The organism is Streptomyces sp. LN549, assembly GCF_043203805.1.
Taxonomy (GTDB): domain Bacteria; phylum Actinomycetota; class Actinomycetes; order Streptomycetales; family Streptomycetaceae; genus Streptomyces.
The window spans coordinates 3,820,964-3,838,537 of sequence record NZ_JAZHRI010000002.1; the positions used below are offsets into that span (position 1 = coordinate 3,820,964).

Here is a 17,574-nt window from a genome sequence, read left to right on the forward strand (position 1 = left end):
GTCGGAGAAGGGGCCCACACGTACGACGGGCTGTGCCGGGTAGGGGTCAGGCGGCGACCGCCACCCGCTCCGGCTCGGCGCTCGCGGGCACCTCGTCGTCGACCGGGGAGGCCGAGGCCGCGTTGTACGCGTCGTGGTCGAGGATCTTCTCGCGGGCCGAGACGATCACCGGGACAAGCGCCTGGCCGGCCACGTTCGTCGCCGTCCGCATCATGTCCAGGATCGGGTCGATGGCCATCAGCAGACCGACACCCTCCAGCGGGAGGCCCAGCGTCGACAGGGTGAGGGTCAGCATGACCGTGGCACCGGTCAGACCGGCGGTGGCCGCAGAGCCGATCACCGAGACGAACGCGATGAGGATGTAGTCACCGACACCCAGCTGGACGTCGAAGATCTGCGCGATGAAGATCGCGGCGAGCGCCGGGTAGATCGCGGCGCAGCCGTCCATCTTGGTCGTCGCACCGAACGGGACCGCGAAGGAGGCGTACTCCTTCGGCACCCCGAGGCGCTCGGTGACCTTCTGGGTGACCGGCATCGTGCCGACGGAGGAGCGGGAGACGAAGGCCAGCTGGATCGCGGGCCAGGCGCCCTTGAAGAACTGGAGGGGGCTGACCTTGGCGACGGTGGCGAGCAGCAGCGGGTAGACGCCGAACATCACCAGGGCGCAGCCGATGTAGACGTCGGCGGTGAACGTCGCGTACTTGCCGATCAGGTCCCAGCCGTAGTCGGCGATCGCGTAGCCGATGAGGCCGACGGTGCCGAGCGGGGCGAGGCGGATGACCCACCACAGGGCCTTCTGGAGGAGCTCCAGGACCGACTCGCTGAGGGTGAGGATCGGCTTGGCCTTCTCGCCGAGCTGGAGCGCGGCGATACCGGCGACGGCGGCCATGAAGACGATCTGGAGGACGTTCAGCTCGGTGAACGGCGTGATCACGTTGTCCGGGATGATGCCGGTCAGGAAGTCGAGCCAGGAGCCGGCGTGCTCCGGGAGCTTGCCGTCCTTCGGGGTGAGGCCGGTGCCGGAGCCCGGGTTGGTGATCAGGCCGATCGCGAGGCCGATGGCGACCGCGATCAGCGAGGTGATCATGAACCAGAGGACGGTGCGGCCGGCCAGCCGGGCGGCGTTGTTGACCTTGCGCAGGTTGGTGATCGACACCAGGATCGCGAAGAAGACGAGGGGCGCGACGGCCAGCTTCAGCAGCTGGACGAAGATGTGGCCGACCTTGTCGAGCGTGGTGTAGAGCCACTCGATGTCATAGCTGCGGGTGAGCCAGCCGAGCAGCACGCCGAGGACGAGACCGGCGACGATCTGGGCCCAGAACGGGACCTTGGGTATGCGGAAACCGGAGCCGGAGGGCTCATCGGTGGTGGCGGACGCGGGGTTCGCGGACACGGACACACTCCAGATGTGACGCATCGGGACGCACAGGGACGGTGTGCGGGGGACGGGGGTGCGGCGCCCGCGTCAGGGGCGGCGCCGCTGCATGATGCCGGTATCAGACGTTGCGGCAACAGACCGCGGACATACAGCGGCAGAGATCGACATGAAGGCGCTCCACGAGCGGGATGCTCGCGGCAGGTAGGAGGCGCACAGCTGTCTTCATGTCGAACACGTTAACACTTGAACTTTGAGAACCTCAAAGGTCTTCTTTGGGCCCAGAGCGTGGGCCACCGCCCGCCTCCCGGCCCCCGGGAACGCGAAAACCCCAGTACAGGAGCGGTTGCTCCAGTGCTGGGGTTTCGAAAAGAAAGGCAGCGGGTGTGAGGAAGCTTACAAGTTCCCTACTCCACCCTCACGGAATCACTACTGGGTGACGCCGTCCTCGCGCGTGCGGTTCGATTCGAGGCGGGCCTTGGCGCGGTCGACCGAGGACACGATCTGCTCGGACATCTCGTCGCGCTGCTTGCGCAGAAGTACGTAGCTGAGCGGCGCGGAGAGCACCAGCGCGAGCAGGACGACCCAGACGATGTTGGATCCTCCGGCGCCGGAGGGGATGAGCCCGAAGTTGACGGCGACGGCGGCGACGACGAGGCAGCCGACGAAGATGCTGAGACGCATCGCGGTGTACCGGATCGTTGCGCTCGGCTTGGCAGCGGACACAGCTGGCCTTCTCTCTACGTACGACAGTCCTGCCCGACCAGTGAAGCATGCCCCACAATCGATCAGTTCGGAGGGCCTGCACCCCACGCCCGCCCGGCCGGCCGGCGGGGCGTGTTCAGCCGAGCGACAGCAGCATGATGACGTCGTCGCGGTCGTCGCCCTCGGTCACCCGGATCGCTCCCGGCACCCGTCCGACCTCCTTGTATCCGCAGGCGCCGTAGAAACGGTCGGCGCCGGTGCCGCCGCGGCAGGTGAGCCGGATGGCCTCGATGCCGTCGATGGTGCGGGCGGCCTCGGCGGCCGCGGCCATCAGGTCCCGCCCGTAGCCGCGGCCCTGGTGACGGGGGTGGACCATCACGGTGTAGATCCAGAGCCAGTGCGACATCAGCCGGTGCGTGTTGTGGGCGAGGAAGGCCGTGGCGGCTATGACGCCGTCCTCGTCGTAGCCGACAAGCAGCCGGGTCCGGCCCTCGGCCATCGCGACCAGGTGCTTGACCAGCTCGGGCCGGACGTCCTGGTCCGTCACGGGCGGCACGAAGCCCACCGCGCCGCCCGCGTTGGACACATCGGCCCAGAGCGCGGCTATACCGTCCCGAACGGACCGGTCGAACTTGGGATCCAGCTCAAACGTAAGCGCCATGGGCGCAGATTAACCCTTACGATCCATCGGCTCAACCACGGTCCGGAACGCGAGAAAGCTCCGGCCGGGGACGGCGGCCGGAGCTTTCGTACAGTGCTGCGCGCGACGGGGCGCGCGCCGGGTCAGACCCGCATCGGCTGCGGCGACTCGCGCCGCTCCGCGTCCGGGCCCGGGTACTCGCGGATGATCTCGTACCGGGTGTTGCGCTCCACGGGCCGGAAGCCCGCGTCACGGATCAGGTCCAGCAGATCCTCACGGCCGAGCTTGTTCGGCGTGCCGTAGTTGTCCGCGTCGTGCGTGATCTTGTACTCGACGACCGAGCCGTCCATGTCGTCCGCGCCGTGCTGGAGCGCCAGCTGGGCGGTCTGCACGCCGTGCATCACCCAGAAGACCTTGACGTGCGGAACGTTGTCGAACAGCAGCCGGGAGACCGCGAAGGTCTTCAGCGCCTCCGCGCCCGTCGCCATCGTCGTCCGCGCCTGGAGCTTGTTGCGGACCTTGCCGTCCTTCATGTCCACGAAGTCGTGCTGGTAGCGCAGCGGGATGAAGACCTGGAAGCCCCCGGTCTCGTCCTGGAGCTCCCTCAGCCGCAGCACGTGGTCGACGCGGTGACGGGGCTCCTCGATGTGCCCGTACAGCATCGTCGCCGGGGTCTTGAGCCCCTTCTCGTGCGCGAGCCGGTGGATGCGCGACCAGTCCTCCCAGTGGGTGGCGTGGTCGACGATGTGCTGGCGGACCTCCCAGTCGAAGATCTCCGCACCGCCACCGGTCAGCGACTCCAGACCGGCCTCGATGAGCTCGTCGAGGATCTCGGAGGCGGAAAGCCCGGAGATGGTCTCGAAGTGGTGGATCTCCGTGGCGGTGAACGCCTTGAGGGAGACCTCCGGCAGCGCTTCCTTGAGCGCGCTCAGCGAACGCGGGTAGTAGCGCCACGGCAGGGTGGGGTGCAGCCCGTTGACGATGTGCAGCTCGGTGAGGCTCTCGCCCTCCATCGCCTTCGCGAGACGGACGGCCTCCTCGATGCGCATCGTGTACGCGTCCTTCTCCCCCGGCTTGCGCTGGAAGGAGCAGTACGCGCACGAGGCGGTGCACACGTTGGTCATGTTGAGGTGGCGGTTGACGTTGAAGTGGACGACGTCGCCGTTCTTCCGCGTACGCACCTCATGGGCCAGACCGCCGAGCCAGGCCAGGTCGTCGGACTCGTAGAGCGCGATCCCGTCCTCGCGGGTCAGCCGCTCACCGTCCCGGACCTTCTGCTCCAGCTCGCGCTTGAGTCCCGCGTCCACTAGGGCGCCTCCCATTTTCTCTCCGTAACAGACTCAGCTCACCGTACGCCTAGCCCTCTTCGGGAAGGTCCCCGACCCGGTTCTCCCACTTGGTGGAGAGCACGATCGTCGTACGCGTCCGCGAGACACCCTTGGTACCGCTGAGCCGGCGAATGGTCTTCTCCAGGCCGTCCACGTCACCGACCCGGACCTTGAGCATGTAGGAGTCGTCGCCCGCGATGAACCAGGCGTCCTCGATCTCGGCCAGGTCCTTCAGCCGGCGCGCCACGTCCTCGTGGTCGGCGGCGTCCGAGAGCGAGATGCCGATCAGCGCCGTGACCCCGAGGCCGAGCGAGGCCGCGTCGACGGTGGCGCGGTAGCCGGTGATGACACCGGCGGTTTCCAGCCGGTTGATGCGGTCGGTGACGCTGGGCCCGGAGAGCCCCACGAGCCGCCCCAGCTCGGCGTACGAGGCCCTGCCGTTCTCCCTGAGGGCCTGAATGAGCTGCCTGTCCACCGCGTCCATGTGACTGAAACCTTCCATTGTTCAGCAGTATCGCGAGTCTATGTGTAGAATCTAAGGCATGCAGGCTTCGCAGCCTGCAAATCTTTCCGAACTTCCAAAAAACGCATTCGAATCTTCAGGAGTGGATACACCGTGTACACGATCGAGATGGCCTACGCCCGGATGCGCGAGCTGCAGGACCTGGCCAACCGCTCGCGTGCCCACCAGCCCGCCGCGGCCCACCGGGTCGACAAGACCCGCAAGCCGCGCAACCCCAAGAAGCGCTGACCCCACCCGGATCAGCCGCGAGAGCCGCCACCGAGCTCTCCCTCCCAGCGGCGGTACAGCCGGTGCGGCACCCCTGCCGCGTCGAGCACCCGCCCCGCGACGAAATCCACCAGATCCTGGATGTGCGTCGCCCCCGCGTAGAACGCCGGAGAGGCGGGCAGCACGACCGCGCCCGCCTCGTCCAGGGTCACCATGTGCTTCAGCGTCTGACCGTTCAGCGGCGTCTCGCGCACGGCGACGACCAGCTTCCGCCGCTCCTTGAGCGTCACGCTCGCGGCCCGCTGCAGCAGATCCTTCGAGAGCCCGAGCGCCACCCCGGCCACGCACGCCGTCGACGCGGGCACGATCAGCATCCCCTTCGCCGGGTACGACCCCGAGGACGGCCCCGCGGCCAGATCGCCGGCCGCCCAGTGCCGTACACCGGACACGTCCACATCGAAGGTGTGCGGCTTCCCGTCCGCACCCCGCGCCAGCCAGCCGGACAGGTCCTCCTGCCAGTGCGCGTCACGGAACGCGATCCCCGTCTCGTCCAGCAGCGTCAGCCGCGAGGCCCGGCTCACCACCAGATCGACGCTCTCCCCCGCGGCCAGCAGACCGCGCAGCACGGCAGCGGCGAATGGGGTGCCCGAAGCGCCCGAAACCCCGACAATCCAAGGCTTTCGCTGCTGCTGACTCACTGAAGTCCCGGAATCCACACCCCCGAGCCTATCCGGCACCCCGCTCCACCGGAGCGTCAGGAGTTCGAGCCCGCAACGGGTACTACACCGTCAGCCCCCGCACCAGCAGATCCAGCAGCGCGCACGCGAACAGCGCGATCCCGATGAACCCGTTGACCTGGAAGAACGCCCGGTTCAGCCGCGACAGATCGTGCGGCCGCACCACCCGGTGCTCGTACACGAAGGCCACGGCGACGATCACCATGCCGATCCAGTAGAAGAGCCCGGCCTCCGTGGCCAGACCGAACCAGACCAGCAGGCCCGTCGTCACCACGTGGCAGACCCGCGCGCCCCACAGCGCCGCCGGGACGCCGAAGCGCGCCGGGACGGACAGCACCCCGTGGGCGCGGTCGGCCTGCACGTCCTGGCAGGCGAAGATCAGGTCGAAGCCACCGATCCAGACACCGACCGCCAGCCCCAGGATCACCGCGTCCCACGACCAGCTGCCCGTCACCGCCAGCCAGGCACCGACGGGCCCCATGGCCTGGGCGATGCCCAGGATCGCGTGCGGGTAGTTCGTGAACCGCTTGCCGTACGGGTAGACGACCATCGGGACCACGGCGATCGGCGCCAGCGCCAGACAGAGCGGGTTCAGCAGGGCCGCCGCCCCGAGGAACACGACGACGGCGACGAGCGCGCCCGTCCACGCCGACTTCACCGACACCGCACCGGTCACCAGTTCGCGGCCGGCGGTCCGTGGATTACGGGCGTCGATCTCGCGGTCGATGATCCGGTTCGCGGCCATCGCGAAGGTCCGCAGCCCGACCATGGCCACGGTGACGAGCAGCAGCGTGACCCAGTGGATCGACGCGTCGTCGACGAACATCGCGGTCAGGGCGGCGATGTACGCGAAGGGCAGCGCGAAGACCGAGTGCTCGATCATCACGAGCCGCAGGAAGGCCTTGACCTTGCTGTTCGGTTGCGCGGGCTCGGAGCCCAGGGTCGCTTCGGCGGCGCTCACAGTCCGTATTCCTTCCACCGGCGGTCGACCTTCGCCGCCGTGTCCGGGTCGGACTCGACCATGTCCGGCCAGCCCCCGTCCCGGGTGTAGCCCTCCTCGGGCCACTTCTTCGTCGCGTCGATGCCCGCCTTGCCGCCCCAGAACTGCTGGTAGGAGGCGTGGTCGAGGTGGTCGACGGGCCCTTCGGCGACGGTGAGGTCACGCGCGTAGTCGGTGTTGCCGAGCGCCCGCCACGACACCTCGTGCAGATCGTGGACGTCGCAGTCGGAGTCCACGACGACGATCAGCTTCGTCAGCGACATCATGTGCGCGCCCCAGATCGCGCTCATCACCTTCTGGGCGTGCTTCGGGTACTTCTTGTCGATCGAGACGATCGCGCAGTTGTGGAAACCGCCCGACTCGGGCAGGTGGTAGTCCACGATGTCCGGCACGATGATCTTGAGCAGCGGCAGGAAGAACCGCTCGGTGGCCCGCCCCAGCGGACCGTCCTCGGTCGGCGGCCGGCCGACCACGATGGACTGGAGCAGCGGCCGCTTCCGCATCGTCACGCAGTCGATGGTCAGCGCGGGGAACGGTTCCTGCGGCGTGTAGAAGCCGGTGTGGTCGCCGAACGGCCCCTCGGGAAGCATCTCCCCGGGCTCCAGCCATCCCTCGATGACGACCTCGGCGTTGGCGGGGACCTGGAGCGGCACGGTCTTGCAGTCGACCATCTCGATGCGCTTGCCCTGGATGAACCCGGCGAAGAGGTACTCGTCGATGTCCCCGGGCAGCGGCGCGGTGGAGGCGTACGTGACCGCGGGCGGCGCCCCGAAGGCGATGGCGACAGGCAGCCGCTCACCGCGCTTGGCGGCGACCTGGTAGTGGTTGCGGCTGTCCTTGTGGATCTGCCAGTGCATCCCGATGGTGCGGCGGTCGTGGCGCTGGAGGCGGTAGAGCCCCAGGTTCCGGACGCCGGTCTCCGGGTGCTTGGTGTGCGTGAGCCCCAGGTTGAAGAAGGAGCCGCCGTCCTTGGGCCAGGTGAACAGCGCGGGCAGCTGGTCCAGGTCCACGTCGTCGCCGGTGAGGACGACCTCCTGGACGGGGGCGTTCTCGGACTTCACCTTCTTCGGCGGTACGTGCACCATCGTGCCGAGCTTGCCGAAGGCCTCCCGGACACCGACGAAGCCGTGCGGCAGTTCGGGCTTGAGGAGTCCGCCGATCTTGTCGCTGATGTCGGCGTAGGACTTCAGCCCGAGGGCCTTGAGGAGGCGCTTGTCGGTGCCGAAGACGTTCATGGCCAGCGGCATCGAGGAGCCCCTGACGTTCTCGAAGAGCAGCGCCGGCCCGCCGGCCTTGTTCACCCGGTCGACGATCTCGCCGACCTCCAGATAGGGGTCGACCTCGGCCTTGATGCGCTTGAGCTCGCCCTCGCGCTCCAGAGCCCGGAGGAGGGATCGAAGATCGTCGTAAGCCATGCGCTCCAGTATCGGCCACCCGCTACCCTGGGCCCGTCACCGGGGCGGGACATTGCCCCGCCAACTCTCCTCGGGGGGACCTTTCACCATGTTCCGGGCCCTGATCTATCTCCTGCCGCTGGCGCTGACGATCTACGCGTTCATCGACTGCCTGAACACCCCGGAGGACGAGGCCAAGCACCTGCCGAAGATCGCCTGGGTCTTCATCATCCTGCTGTTCTGGATCGTCGGTCCGATCGTGTGGCTGGCCGCGGGCAAGATGCGAGAGGTGCCCGCCGGAGGCCGTACGCCGTCCGAATGGCACCGCAACCACCGTCAGCAGTGGGTGGCGCCGGACGACAATCCCGACTTCCTGAAGTCACTCAAGGACGAGAACGAGAAGGACGAGGCCGTCCTCAAGGACTGGGAGGCGGACCTGCGCCGCCGCGAGGACGAGCTCAAGCGGCGCGAGAGCGGGCCGGAGGGGTCGACCCCGCCCGCTTCCTGACCGTCGCTCCCGCCCGCTTCCCGGCCCGGGACCTGATCACGCGTACAACTGCTGCCCCAACTTGTCGAGCAGGGGCAGCAGTGCTGTGCGCTCCTGCGGGGTGAGCGCTTCGAGTGCGCGGTGCACGGCGCGCATCTCTGCGCGGATGGTGTGGGCGAGCTCCGTACCTTCGGGGGTGCGGCTCGCGACCTTGGAGCGGCGGTCGTCGGGGGCCGGGGTCCGGAGGACCAGGCCGCGGGTCTCCATGCGGCCGACGAGACCGGTGGCGTTGGACGCGTCGCAGACCAGGTGGGTGGCGAGTGCGCTCATCGGCATGGGCTCGTTGAGCGCGATCAGCGCACGGGCCTGCGAGGTCGACAGACCATGACGGGCGGCGACGGCGGTGAGGTCGTCGTGGTGGCCGCGGACGACGAGGGCCAGCGGCTCCAGGAGGTCATCCGGGGTCGGCACGGGTCGATCGTCCGGAGCAGTGGCGGCGCGGGGCGTCGGTTCGGTGGTCATGGTCGGCCATTCTTCGATCGGCATCCGGCAGCATTTATTTGACATGCTCAACTTTTGGCAGTTACATGAACTGTATTGCTTGAGCATATCAAGTTCCATGCCGGCCTCGCCGGCCGTTCAGCCGCATTCCGCTCACCGCAGGGAGTACCCCCATGCCCTCCGTTCCCGAGACAGTCGCCCACCTCCGCGCCACCTTCCGCACCGGGCGCACCAAGAGCCTCGACTGGCGCACGGGACAGCTCCGGCAGCTGCGCGCGCTGCTCACCGAGCGCGGTGACGAGCTCGCCGACGCGCTCAACGCCGACCTCGGCAAGAGCCGCAAGGAGGCGTACCGCACCGAGATCGACTTCACGATCCGCGAGATCGACCACACGCTGGAGCACCTGGCCGACTGGCTGCGGCCCGAGCCCGCCCCCGTACCGGCCTCGCTGGGCGGGGCGAAGGCGCACACCGTGCAGGACCCGCTCGGCGTCGTCCTGGTCATCGCGCCCTGGAACTACCCGGCGCAGCTGCTGCTCGCCCCGGTCGTCGGCGCGCTGGCCGGGGGCAACGCGGTGGTGGTCAAGCCGAGCGAGATGGCGCCCGCGACGTCCGCCGCCGTCGCACGGCTGCTGCCGCGCTACCTGGACACGGACGCGGTCGCCGTCGTGGAGGGGGCGGTCCCCGAGACCACCGCACTGCTCGCGGAGCGCTTCGACCACATCTTCTACACCGGCAACGGCACGGTGGGCCGGATCGTGATGGCCGCCGCGGCGAAGCACCTCACTCCCGTGACGCTCGAACTGGGCGGCAAGTCACCGGTGTTCGTGGACCGGGACACGGACCTGAAGGCCGTCGCGGGCCGCCTGGCGGCCGGCAAGTTCCTCAACGCGGGCCAGACCTGCGTCGCCCCCGACTACGTGCTGACCGACCCGGAGACCGGCGCCGCCCTCGCGGACGCGCTCGCCGCCGCGGTCGAGGGGCTGTTCGGGGCGGACGCCTCGACGCACCCGGAGTACGGGCGGATCGTGAACCACCGCCACTTCGACCGGCTGACGGGTCTGCTGGACTCGGGTCGCACGGTGACGGGAGGGACGTACGACCGGGACAGCAAGTACATCGCCCCGACCGTGCTGGTCGACGTGGCGCCGGACGCGCCCGTGATGCGGGAGGAGATCTTCGGCCCGGTGCTCCCGATCGTGACGGTCGGCGGTCTGGACGAGGCGATCGCGTTCATCAACGACCGCGACAAGCCGCTGGCGCTGTACGCGTTCACCGATTCGGACGCCGTACGTGAACGGCTGATCGGCGAGACGTCGTCGGGCGCGGTCGGCATCGGGCTGCCGCTGGCCCATCTCACTGTGTCGGACCTGCCGTTCGGCGGGGTCGGCGAGAGCGGGATGGGGAGTTACCACGGCCGGTACTCACTGGAGACGTTCAGCCACCGCAAGGCGGTCCTGGACACCCCGATGCCCGCATGAGCACGCCCGGCCGGGACGCGGCGTGGCTGGCGACCGCCCTCGACGAGGCGCGGGCCGGCCTCGCCGAGGGCGGCATTCCGATCGGGGCGGCGCTGTACGGCGCGGACGGCACGCTGCTCGGCCGCGGCCGCAACCGCCGGGTCCAGGACGGCGATCCGTCGATGCACGCGGAGACGGCCGCCTTCCGGGCCGCCGGGCGGCAGCGCTCGTACCGGGGCACGACGATGGTGACGACGCTGTCCCCGTGCTGGTACTGCTCCGGCCTGGTACGGCAGTTCGGGATCTCGCGGGTGGTGATCGGCGAGGCCGAGACCTTCCACGGCGGGCACGACTGGCTGGCCCGGCACGGGGTGGAGGTCGTGCTGCTGGGCGACGCGGCGTGCGTGGAGCTCATGCACGGTTTCGTACGGGAGCACCCGGCACTGTGGAACGAGGACATCGGCGACGGCTGAGCCCCCTTACCCCGCGCCGCACCCCCGCGCCGATCGTTCGAAAATCTTCACCCTCCTCCAACACCCGGCCGATATCCTGGTATTGACGGAGTGACAGCTCGGGGCGGGCGTCGGCACTGGGGGTGCTGTGGAGAGAGATCTGTACGGGCGCGAGGCACTTTTCGGAGACGACGGACTTGCGGCGCGCCTGACCGGTCTCACTCCACACGGTGCGCGGCGGGTCGCCTGCGAGCACGCCGAGGACCTTCCGGTCGTGGTGCTGACGGGCGGCCGCGGCATGGGCAAGACGGCCGTGCTCAAGCAACTGCGCAACCTGTACCGGGAGATCACCCCGCTCGCCCTGGTGGACTGCGAGGCCGTGCTGCCGCCCGCGGACCCGGGCCCCGGCTGGACACCGGTGACCGGGGTGCTGCCGGAGCTGGCCACACAGCTCACGGCACGGGTGCACGCGGCCCGTCCGGTGCAGTTCCCCCGCCTCAGTCTGGGGCTGGTCGCGGTGGCCTCGGTGTCCTGGCGGCGGGAGGACGAGTCGCGGGCCCAGCGCGATCTGCAGTCGCTCGGCCCGGTGCTGGCGACGCTCGACACCCGGGGCGACGCCGCGACGGGCTGGGTCACCAAGGTGCTGACCAAGCTGGCGGCCGGGGCGTTCGACTCGGTGGCGCCCATGGCGGGCATGGTGGCCGAGGCGACCGTGGAGACGGTGCTGGAGGAGACGTTCAGCCGGTTCCAGCGGCGGGCGGCGGACTGGTACGGAACGTATCCGCACGCGGGCGGCAACGGACGCATCGGACTGAGGCAGTTGGCGGTCGACTTCGAGCGCGGCGGCGACCTGCGCCGCCGCGCCGAGGACCATCTGGTGCTGGCCCTGGTCGCCGACCTGGTGCGGGCCTACCGCGGGATGGCGCGCGGTGCCCGGCGGTGCCGCCCGGTACTGCTCCTCGACAACGCGCACACGGCGCTGGGCCGGCAGCTGGTCGAACCGCTGCTGCGGCAGCGCGCGAGCGGGGTGCGGGACCAGATCGCGGTGTTCGCGTCCTCCCGCATCCATGACCACGCGGGGCTGAGCCATGCGGTGCGCCGGCGGCTGCCCGAGGTGGCACACGCCTCGCACTGGACGCGGGGCACGGAGATCACCTCCGGCATCCTGGCAGTCGGCCTCACCCCCCTGGACGCGGCCCATGTGCGCTCCGCGCTCGACCGGCACGATCCGCACGGCCGCACCGCCGCCGGGCTGGCGCGCGGGGTCCACCGGCTGACGGGCGGCCGGCCGCTCGGGGTGGCCCTGCTGGCGCAGGCGGCGGGTGAGTCGTCGGACCCGGGCGCCCTGGTGCCCGGGGCGCTGCTGGACAGCACGGTGGAGCTGCGGGAGGACCGGCCGCCGGCACGGGTGGCCGACGAGCTGCTGGAGCGGCTGCTTCCCGGGCAGCGTCCGGACGTGCTGAGCGTGCTGGCCGCCGCGCACGGCGAGGACTCGGCGCGGCTGCTGGCCACGACGCGGCTGCGCGGGGAGTCGCTGGACGGCGATGTGGCCCTGCGGGTGCGGGACGCGCTGCGGTCGGAGGACTGGCCGGTGGGGCCGGAGCACTTCGTCGCCGATCCGCTGCTGCGGTCGCTGCTGCTGCACCGGCTGCGGTTCCAGGACGACGACCCGCCGTACTACGCGGTGTGGCGCGCGGTGCACGAGACGCTGCGTTCGGCGTACGCCGCCGGGGGCAGGTTCCCGAGCGAACCGCACCGGCTGCACCAGGAGCTGGTTCTGGGCGGGACGGAGGACTGTGTGACGCATCTGCGGGTGCAGTTCGCCCGGCCCGACGTGCTGAGCTGGCTCGACGCACTGCGGTTCATCGCCTCGGCTCCCTTCCCGCGCCCGCCGGGCAGCTCCGGCCCCGATCCGCGGCGGGCCGTCGCGCTGGGGCGGGAGGCCGCTTCGGACGACGAACGGGCGGCGCTCGCCGGGCTCGACGAGCGGGCCTCCGAACTCCAGTTGCAGCTGCGGCGGTTGCTCCACGCCCTCTGGCTGCTCTCCGATCCGCTGGCCCTGCCCGACGAAGAGGTGATCGACAAGATGGCGCACGAGCTGCGGCAGTTGTCCGGCAGGCACGCGACGGGGCACGCGGTGCTCTGGGACGCGGCGACGCACTGGCCGCGCGACCTGCGGGACTGGCGGGCGCTGTCCATGCCGCCTGGCGCGCCCGCGCCGGCCCGGGCCGGATCGCACGGCCGGGGGGACGGTGGTCCGGATGCGTAATCCGCTGCGGTACCGCCTGTGGTGGACCACCCGGCAGAAGATCGTCACGTCGGTGGTGGTGGCCGCCCTGCTGGTCACGGCCGGCGGGTACGTGGTGGACCGCCTCACCGCGCCCGAGGACCGCTCCTGCGCGACGGGGGTGGAGAGGCCGCAGGGCAGCGACGAGTGCGTCGGCGTGTCCGGGGAGGGCTACGACTTCGGGCAGTCGCAGCTGACGTCGGCCGCCGCGGCGATCGGCCGGGAGAACCGCTCACTCAAGAAGGACGCCCCGTACGCGACGGTGGCGCTGCTGCTCCCGCTGACCTCGACCGACGCGTCCATGCGGACGAAGGTCCTGCATGAGCTCCAGGGCGCGTTCGCCGCGCAGTACCGGGCCAACCACCACGCGAACGGACAGGTCCCGCAGATCCGGGTGGTGCTCGCGAACATCGGCAACAACAGCCTGCAGTGGCGCCCGGTCGTGGACAGGCTGCTGACGATGACAGGAGCTCCGGACCGGCTGCGCGCGGTGTCCGGCGTCGCGATCAGCAGTACGCAGGCCAAGGAGGCGGTGAAGGAGCTGACCGGGGCCGGGATTCCGGTCGTGGGCTCCACCATCACCGCCGACGACATCGCCAACGGCCCGGCCGGCGACCCGTTCCCCGGCCTCGCCCGGGTGTCGCCGACCAACCGGGACGAGGCCCGCGCCCTCGCCTCGTTCGGTGAGGTGAAGGCGGACAAGGCGCTGCTGGTGCAGGACACCCGCAGCGGCGACCACTACACGGACACCCTGAAGTCGGCGTTCCGCACGCTGCTGAAGGGGTCGAAGTACGAGCCGGAGCTGTTCACCTCGCGGAAGGATCCGTACGACGAGGGGACCACCGCCAACACCTTCGAGCAGATCACCCATCTCATCTGTGACACGGACGCCGACACGGTGTTCTTCGCCGGGCGCCACGTCCAGCTGCGCCAGTTCGTCAACGCGCTGGGCGCGCGCGGCTGTCAGAGCCGCCGCTTCACGGTGCTCACCGGTGACGAGGGCTCCTACCTGGGTGACGACAAGAAGCTCGACCGGAACGCGCTGCGGCGCAAGGTGACGGTCCGCTACGCCTCGCTGGCACATCCGGACGCCTGGCCCGCGGTGACGGCGGGGAAGAAGCAGCCGACGGGCGGTTCGGCGGAGGACTACCGGGCGTTCACCGATCTGCTGGCCGAGGTGGGGAAGAAGCCGGTCGGCCCGGTCGGGCCGACCGCGCACGACGACCTGACCGACGGGCAGCTGATCATCGCCCATGACGCGATGACGCTGGCGGTGGCGGGGATCCGGCGGGCGACCGCCGACGGGAAGGAGCTGCCGGGCCTGGAGGACGTGGGCGGCCAGTGGCCCCGGGTGAAGGGGTCCCTGCGGGTGCGGGGGGCCAGCGGCTGGATCTGCCTGGACAACCACGGCAACCCGTACAACAAGGCCGTGCCGGTGGTGGAGCTGGCACCGGACCCGCCGCATCAGCGGTTCTCGGCGTTGGCCTGGCCGGAGGGGACGCCGCCGAAGGAGCAGTGTCTGCCACCGTCGTCGGCGCCCTGACCGGGATACGCGAACGGCTGCCCGCCCCCGCCGGAGCGGGGACGGGCAGCCGTGGTGTCCGTGCGGCTCAGACGCCGGCGTAGGAGTGCTTGCCGGTGACGAAGATGTTGACGCCGTAGTAGTTGAAGATCCAGCAGCCGAAGGCGATCAGTGCCAGGTAGGCGGCCTTGCGGCCCTTCCATCCGGCAGTCGCGCGGGCGTGCAGGTAGCAGGCGTACGCGACCCAGGTGATGAAGGACCAGACCTCCTTGGGGTCCCAGCCCCAGTAGCGGCCCCAGGCGTCGCCGGCCCAGATCGCGCCCGCGATGATCGTGAACGTCCACAGCGGGAAGACGGCGGCGTTGATCCGGTACGAGAACTTGTCGAGGCTCGACGCGGACGGCATCCGGGACAGCACGGAGTGGGCGAACGTGCCCGGCTCGCCCCCGTTCGCGATCTTGTTCTCGTAGCTGTCGCGGAAGAGGTAGATGAGGGTGCCGATGCCGCCGATGAAGAACACGGCGCCGCAGATGATGGCGGTGGAGACGTGGATCCACAGCCAGTACGAGTGCAGTGCGGGCACCAGCTGGTCGCTGGAGGTGTAGAGGACCGTGGTCGCGAGGCCGAGGTCCAGCAGGACGGCGGTGACCAGGATCAGGCCCATCCAGCGGACGTTCTTCTTCAGTGCGAGCAGGGTCAGGTACGCGCCGACCGCCACCGTGGAGAAGGTGATGGAGAACTCGTACATGTTGCCCCAGGGGGCACGCTGCACGGACAGGGCGCGGGCGACGACCCCGCCCGCCTGGACGAGGAACGCGAGCACGGTCATCGAGACCGCGATCCGCCCGTAGAGGTCGCCCTTGAAGGTGCCGCCCGCGGCACCGGGCCCGTCCGGCACATCGCGCGATCCGGCGGCGGAGCGGGTGATGATCTTCGGCCGCTCCAGTACGGCGGTGGTGCCGCCCTTCTGGGCGACCTGGACCTTCACCGTGCCGGCGGCGGCCTGTTCGGCGGTCAGCTCGGCGGCGGTGCGGCCGACCTTGCTGCGGGACCCGAACACCCACTCCGCGATGTGCGCGAAGAAGGCCAGGGTGTAGACGGCCATCGACGAGTAGATCAGCACATTGCTGGTGTGTGCCAGGTTCTCGTTGGTTGCGGCGGCGAGATTCACTTCTCAGCCCCTTCGGAAGGTTCTGCGGAGGACGCGGCGACGACGGGGGTGCCGGGGTCCGGATCGGGGTCGGGGTCGGTGTCTGGGCCGGGCGCGGTGGGCGCCACGGCGTTGAGCGTGACCGCGAGATCGGCCAGCTCCTCGGGAAGCTTCGCGGACTCGCTGCGGCCGAGCCCCGCCATTTCGACGACGGTGACGCCGTCGGCGCCGCGTACGGCACGGATCCAGACCCGGCGCCGCTGGATGAACAGCGAGCCGGCGAGTCCGGCGATCGCGCCGATGGCCCCGGTGAGCGCCCAGCCGCTGGCGGGCTGCTCGGAGATCTGGAAGCTGGCCCACTCCTGGAGGCCCTCGAAGGTGATCGAGCCGGCACCGTCGGGCAGCTTCATCGTCTCGCCGACGAGCAGCCGCTGCTTGAGCTGCTTGCCCTCGGGGTCCTTGAACTCCTTCATCTTCGACTTGTCGAGCTGGTACACGTTCTGCGCCAGTCCGGAGTCGACACCGAGCGAGCCGTGGAAGCCGTTGAGCGCCAGAACCGGCATGTCGGCGGCGGGGAACTGCGAGAACATCGTGCCCTTGCCGTTGCCGGCGAAGGTCGGCACGAAGAAGGCCTGGAAGCCCAGCTGGTCCTTCTTGCCGCTCTTGTCTCGGTAACCGTCCATCACCTTGATCGCACCGGACGAGGTGACGTTGTTGTCGATGGGCAGCAGCGGCACGGCGGCCTTGTAGACCTCCTTGCCCCTGCCGTCCTTGACGGAGACGACGGGCGCGTAGCCGTGGGCGTTGAGATAGACCTTCGTGCCGTCGACGACGAGGGGCTCGTTGACCTTGATGACGGTCTTCTTCGACTTGCCGTACGCGCCCTCGGAGTACGTGACGTGCGCCTCGTAGGTGCGGGGTGTGCCGATCTGCGGGCCGCTGCGCTCGTACGTACCGATGAAGTTGTCGAGGGTGAAGCTGAACGGGGTCAGCGAGTCGTTGTCGAAGAGCGAGCCGGACTTGAAGTCGTCGTACTGCGTGATGGTGTTGGAGAACCCGTCGCCCTCGACGACCAGCTTGGCGCCCTCCGACTTGAAGAGCTGACCCGTGGCGAAGGCCACCAGCATCACGATCAGCGCGATGTGGAACATCAGGTTCCCGGCCTCGCGCAGATAGCCCTTCTCGGCGGCGACCGCGTTCCCGTCGACATGGGCCCGGTAGCGGCGCTTGCGCATCATGTTGAGCGCTGCCTCGTGGACCTGCTCCGGCTCGGCCTCGGTGCGCCAGGTCGTGTACGCGGGCAGCCGGGTCAGGCGCTTGGGGGCGCCCGGCGGGCGGCTGCGCAGCTGGCCGATGAACGTGCCGGTGCGCGGCACGATGCAGCCGATGAGGGAGACGAACAGCAGGATGTAGATCGCGGAGAACCACACCGAGCTGTAGACGTCGAAGAACTGGAGCTTCTCGTAGATCGGCGTGACGGTGGTGTGGAGGTCCTTGAAGGTCTGCACCTTGAGCTCGTCGACGCTGTTCTGCGGGATCAGCGAGCCGGGGATGGCGCCGAGCGACAACAGGAAGAGCAGGATGAGGGCGACGCGCATGGAGGTGAGCTGGCGCCAGAACCAGCGCGTCCAGCCGATGATCCCCATGGCGGGCAGACCGGCCAGCGCCTCTTCCCGCGGGGCGGTGGAGAGCTGGGAGCCGGCGGCGCCGAGCTCACGGGCGGTCTCCCGGTCCTGCTCGGCGCGTACCTCCCGCTCGTCGGGACGCTCGCGCTCCGGGGACGGGTTGGACTTGGTGTTGCTCATT

Annotated in this window: 17 protein-coding genes; 6 read left to right on the plus strand and 11 right to left on the minus strand. The window is 69.7% G+C overall.

Features of this window, described 5'->3' with window-relative positions; all coding sequences use genetic code 11:
- Positions 1-46: 46 nt before the first annotated feature.
- The 5 genes from SH922_RS17150 to SH922_RS17170 all read right to left on the minus strand — a co-directional run bounded on the left by SH922_RS17150 (position 47) and on the right by SH922_RS17170 (position 4,532).
- Positions 47-1,393, minus strand: a complete 1,347-nt coding sequence (locus SH922_RS17150) for a dicarboxylate/amino acid:cation symporter (protein ID WP_393058831.1) — start codon at positions 1,391-1,393, stop codon at positions 47-49.
- 411 nt (positions 1,394-1,804) lie between these two features.
- Entirely contained in the window at positions 1,805-2,059 is a 255-nt protein-coding gene (locus tag SH922_RS17155; RefSeq protein ID WP_393063593.1) for a DUF4229 domain-containing protein, read from the minus strand.
- Positions 2,060-2,216: 157 nt separating this feature from the next.
- The gene (locus SH922_RS17160; protein ID WP_393058832.1) at positions 2,217-2,741 is read right to left on the minus strand and encodes a GNAT family N-acetyltransferase; all 525 of its coding nucleotides are present in this window, start codon (positions 2,739-2,741) and stop codon (positions 2,217-2,219) included.
- Positions 2,742-2,863: 122 nt separating this feature from the next.
- On the minus strand, positions 2,864-4,027 hold the full coding sequence (mqnE, locus tag SH922_RS17165) for an aminofutalosine synthase MqnE (protein ID WP_362553880.1): 1,164 nt from the start codon (positions 4,025-4,027) through the stop codon (positions 2,864-2,866).
- 49 nt (positions 4,028-4,076) lie between these two features.
- Positions 4,077-4,532: an Lrp/AsnC family transcriptional regulator gene (locus SH922_RS17170; RefSeq protein WP_311311891.1), complete on the minus strand. Its 456-nt coding sequence runs from the start codon at positions 4,530-4,532 to the stop codon at positions 4,077-4,079.
- 132 nt (positions 4,533-4,664) lie between these two features.
- Here SH922_RS17170 and SH922_RS17175 point away from each other — a divergent pair, with 132 nt between their 5' ends.
- Positions 4,665-4,799, plus strand: coding sequence for a hypothetical protein (locus tag SH922_RS17175; protein ID WP_393058833.1), 135 nt, complete (start codon positions 4,665-4,667; stop codon positions 4,797-4,799).
- Positions 4,800-4,810: 11 nt separating this feature from the next.
- Here the strand turns inward: SH922_RS17175 and SH922_RS17180 are convergent, their stop codons facing one another.
- The 3 genes from SH922_RS17180 to SH922_RS17190 all read right to left on the minus strand — a co-directional run bounded on the left by SH922_RS17180 (position 4,811) and on the right by SH922_RS17190 (position 7,930).
- Positions 4,811-5,476 (minus strand): UbiX family flavin prenyltransferase, encoded by a 666-nt coding sequence (locus SH922_RS17180; RefSeq protein WP_393063594.1) that lies wholly within the window; start codon positions 5,474-5,476, stop codon positions 4,811-4,813.
- Positions 5,477-5,558: 82 nt separating this feature from the next.
- Positions 5,559-6,476, minus strand: a complete 918-nt coding sequence (gene mqnP / locus SH922_RS17185; RefSeq protein ID WP_393058834.1) for a menaquinone biosynthesis prenyltransferase MqnP — start codon at positions 6,474-6,476, stop codon at positions 5,559-5,561.
- Positions 6,473-7,930 (minus strand): menaquinone biosynthesis decarboxylase, encoded by a 1,458-nt coding sequence (locus tag SH922_RS17190; RefSeq protein WP_393058835.1) that lies wholly within the window; start codon positions 7,928-7,930, stop codon positions 6,473-6,475. The genes mqnP and SH922_RS17190 overlap by 4 nt, the downstream gene beginning before the upstream one ends.
- An 88-nt stretch (positions 7,931-8,018) precedes the next feature.
- Between SH922_RS17190 and SH922_RS17195 the strand changes: the two genes are divergently transcribed.
- Positions 8,019-8,417 carry a PLD nuclease N-terminal domain-containing protein gene (locus tag SH922_RS17195; RefSeq protein ID WP_327710497.1) on the plus strand — a complete coding sequence of 133 codons (399 nt, stop codon included), beginning with the start codon at positions 8,019-8,021 and terminating at the stop codon, positions 8,415-8,417.
- 36 nt (positions 8,418-8,453) lie between these two features.
- Here SH922_RS17195 and SH922_RS17200 read toward each other — a convergent pair whose 3' ends face one another.
- On the minus strand, positions 8,454-8,918 hold the full coding sequence (locus SH922_RS17200) for a MarR family winged helix-turn-helix transcriptional regulator (RefSeq protein ID WP_393058836.1): 465 nt from the start codon (positions 8,916-8,918) through the stop codon (positions 8,454-8,456).
- Positions 8,919-9,070: 152 nt separating this feature from the next.
- On the opposite strand from SH922_RS17200, the gene SH922_RS17205 reads away from it, so the two are divergent.
- The 4 genes from SH922_RS17205 (at position 9,071) to SH922_RS17220 (ending at position 14,639) form a co-directional block, all read left to right on the plus strand.
- Positions 9,071-10,378: an aldehyde dehydrogenase family protein gene (locus SH922_RS17205; RefSeq protein ID WP_393058837.1), complete on the plus strand. Its 1,308-nt coding sequence runs from the start codon at positions 9,071-9,073 to the stop codon at positions 10,376-10,378.
- Entirely contained in the window at positions 10,375-10,830 is a 456-nt protein-coding gene (locus tag SH922_RS17210) for a nucleoside deaminase (protein WP_393058838.1), read from the plus strand. Before SH922_RS17205 ends, SH922_RS17210 begins: the two co-directional genes overlap by 4 nt.
- A gap of 127 nt (positions 10,831-10,957) precedes the next feature.
- Positions 10,958-13,078, plus strand: a complete 2,121-nt coding sequence (locus SH922_RS17215) for a hypothetical protein (protein ID WP_393058839.1) — start codon at positions 10,958-10,960, stop codon at positions 13,076-13,078.
- A complete protein-coding gene (locus tag SH922_RS17220) occupies positions 13,071-14,639 on the plus strand; it encodes an ABC transporter substrate-binding protein (RefSeq protein WP_393058840.1) in 1,569 nt (522 codons plus the stop codon). The genes SH922_RS17215 and SH922_RS17220 overlap by 8 nt, the downstream gene beginning before the upstream one ends.
- A gap of 67 nt (positions 14,640-14,706) precedes the next feature.
- Here SH922_RS17220 and ccsB read toward each other — a convergent pair whose 3' ends face one another.
- Complete coding sequence (gene ccsB, locus SH922_RS17225) at positions 14,707-15,789, minus strand: c-type cytochrome biogenesis protein CcsB (RefSeq protein WP_393058841.1); 1,083 nt, start codon at positions 15,787-15,789, stop codon at positions 14,707-14,709.
- Entirely contained in the window at positions 15,786-17,573 is a 1,788-nt protein-coding gene (locus SH922_RS17230) for a cytochrome c biogenesis protein ResB (protein ID WP_393058842.1), read from the minus strand. The genes ccsB and SH922_RS17230 overlap by 4 nt, the downstream gene beginning before the upstream one ends.
- Position 17,574 lies beyond the last annotated feature (1 nt).

Bases quoted from the DNA above. Each gene is read 5' to 3' on its own strand.
- SH922_RS17205 (WP_393058837.1), top strand. From the start codon at position 9,071: ATGCCCTCCGTTCCCGAGACAGTCGCCCACCTCCGCGCCACCTTCCGC.
- SH922_RS17160 (WP_393058832.1), bottom strand. From the start codon at position 2,741: ATGGCGCTTACGTTTGAGCTGGATCCCAAGTTCGACCGGTCCGTTCGG.
- SH922_RS17210 (WP_393058838.1), top strand. From the start codon at position 10,375: ATGAGCACGCCCGGCCGGGACGCGGCGTGGCTGGCGACCGCCCTCGAC.
- SH922_RS17220 (WP_393058840.1), top strand. From the start codon at position 13,071: ATGCGTAATCCGCTGCGGTACCGCCTGTGGTGGACCACCCGGCAGAAG.
- SH922_RS17230 (WP_393058842.1), bottom strand. From the start codon at position 17,573: ATGAGCAACACCAAGTCCAACCCGTCCCCGGAGCGCGAGCGTCCCGAC.
- SH922_RS17170 (WP_311311891.1), bottom strand. From the start codon at position 4,532: ATGGACGCGGTGGACAGGCAGCTCATTCAGGCCCTCAGGGAGAACGGC.
- SH922_RS17195 (WP_327710497.1), top strand. From the start codon at position 8,019: ATGTTCCGGGCCCTGATCTATCTCCTGCCGCTGGCGCTGACGATCTAC.
- SH922_RS17200 (WP_393058836.1), bottom strand. From the start codon at position 8,918: ATGACCACCGAACCGACGCCCCGCGCCGCCACTGCTCCGGACGATCGA.
- SH922_RS17155 (WP_393063593.1), bottom strand. From the start codon at position 2,059: ATGCGTCTCAGCATCTTCGTCGGCTGCCTCGTCGTCGCCGCCGTCGCC.
- SH922_RS17190 (WP_393058835.1), bottom strand. From the start codon at position 7,930: ATGGCTTACGACGATCTTCGATCCCTCCTCCGGGCTCTGGAGCGCGAG.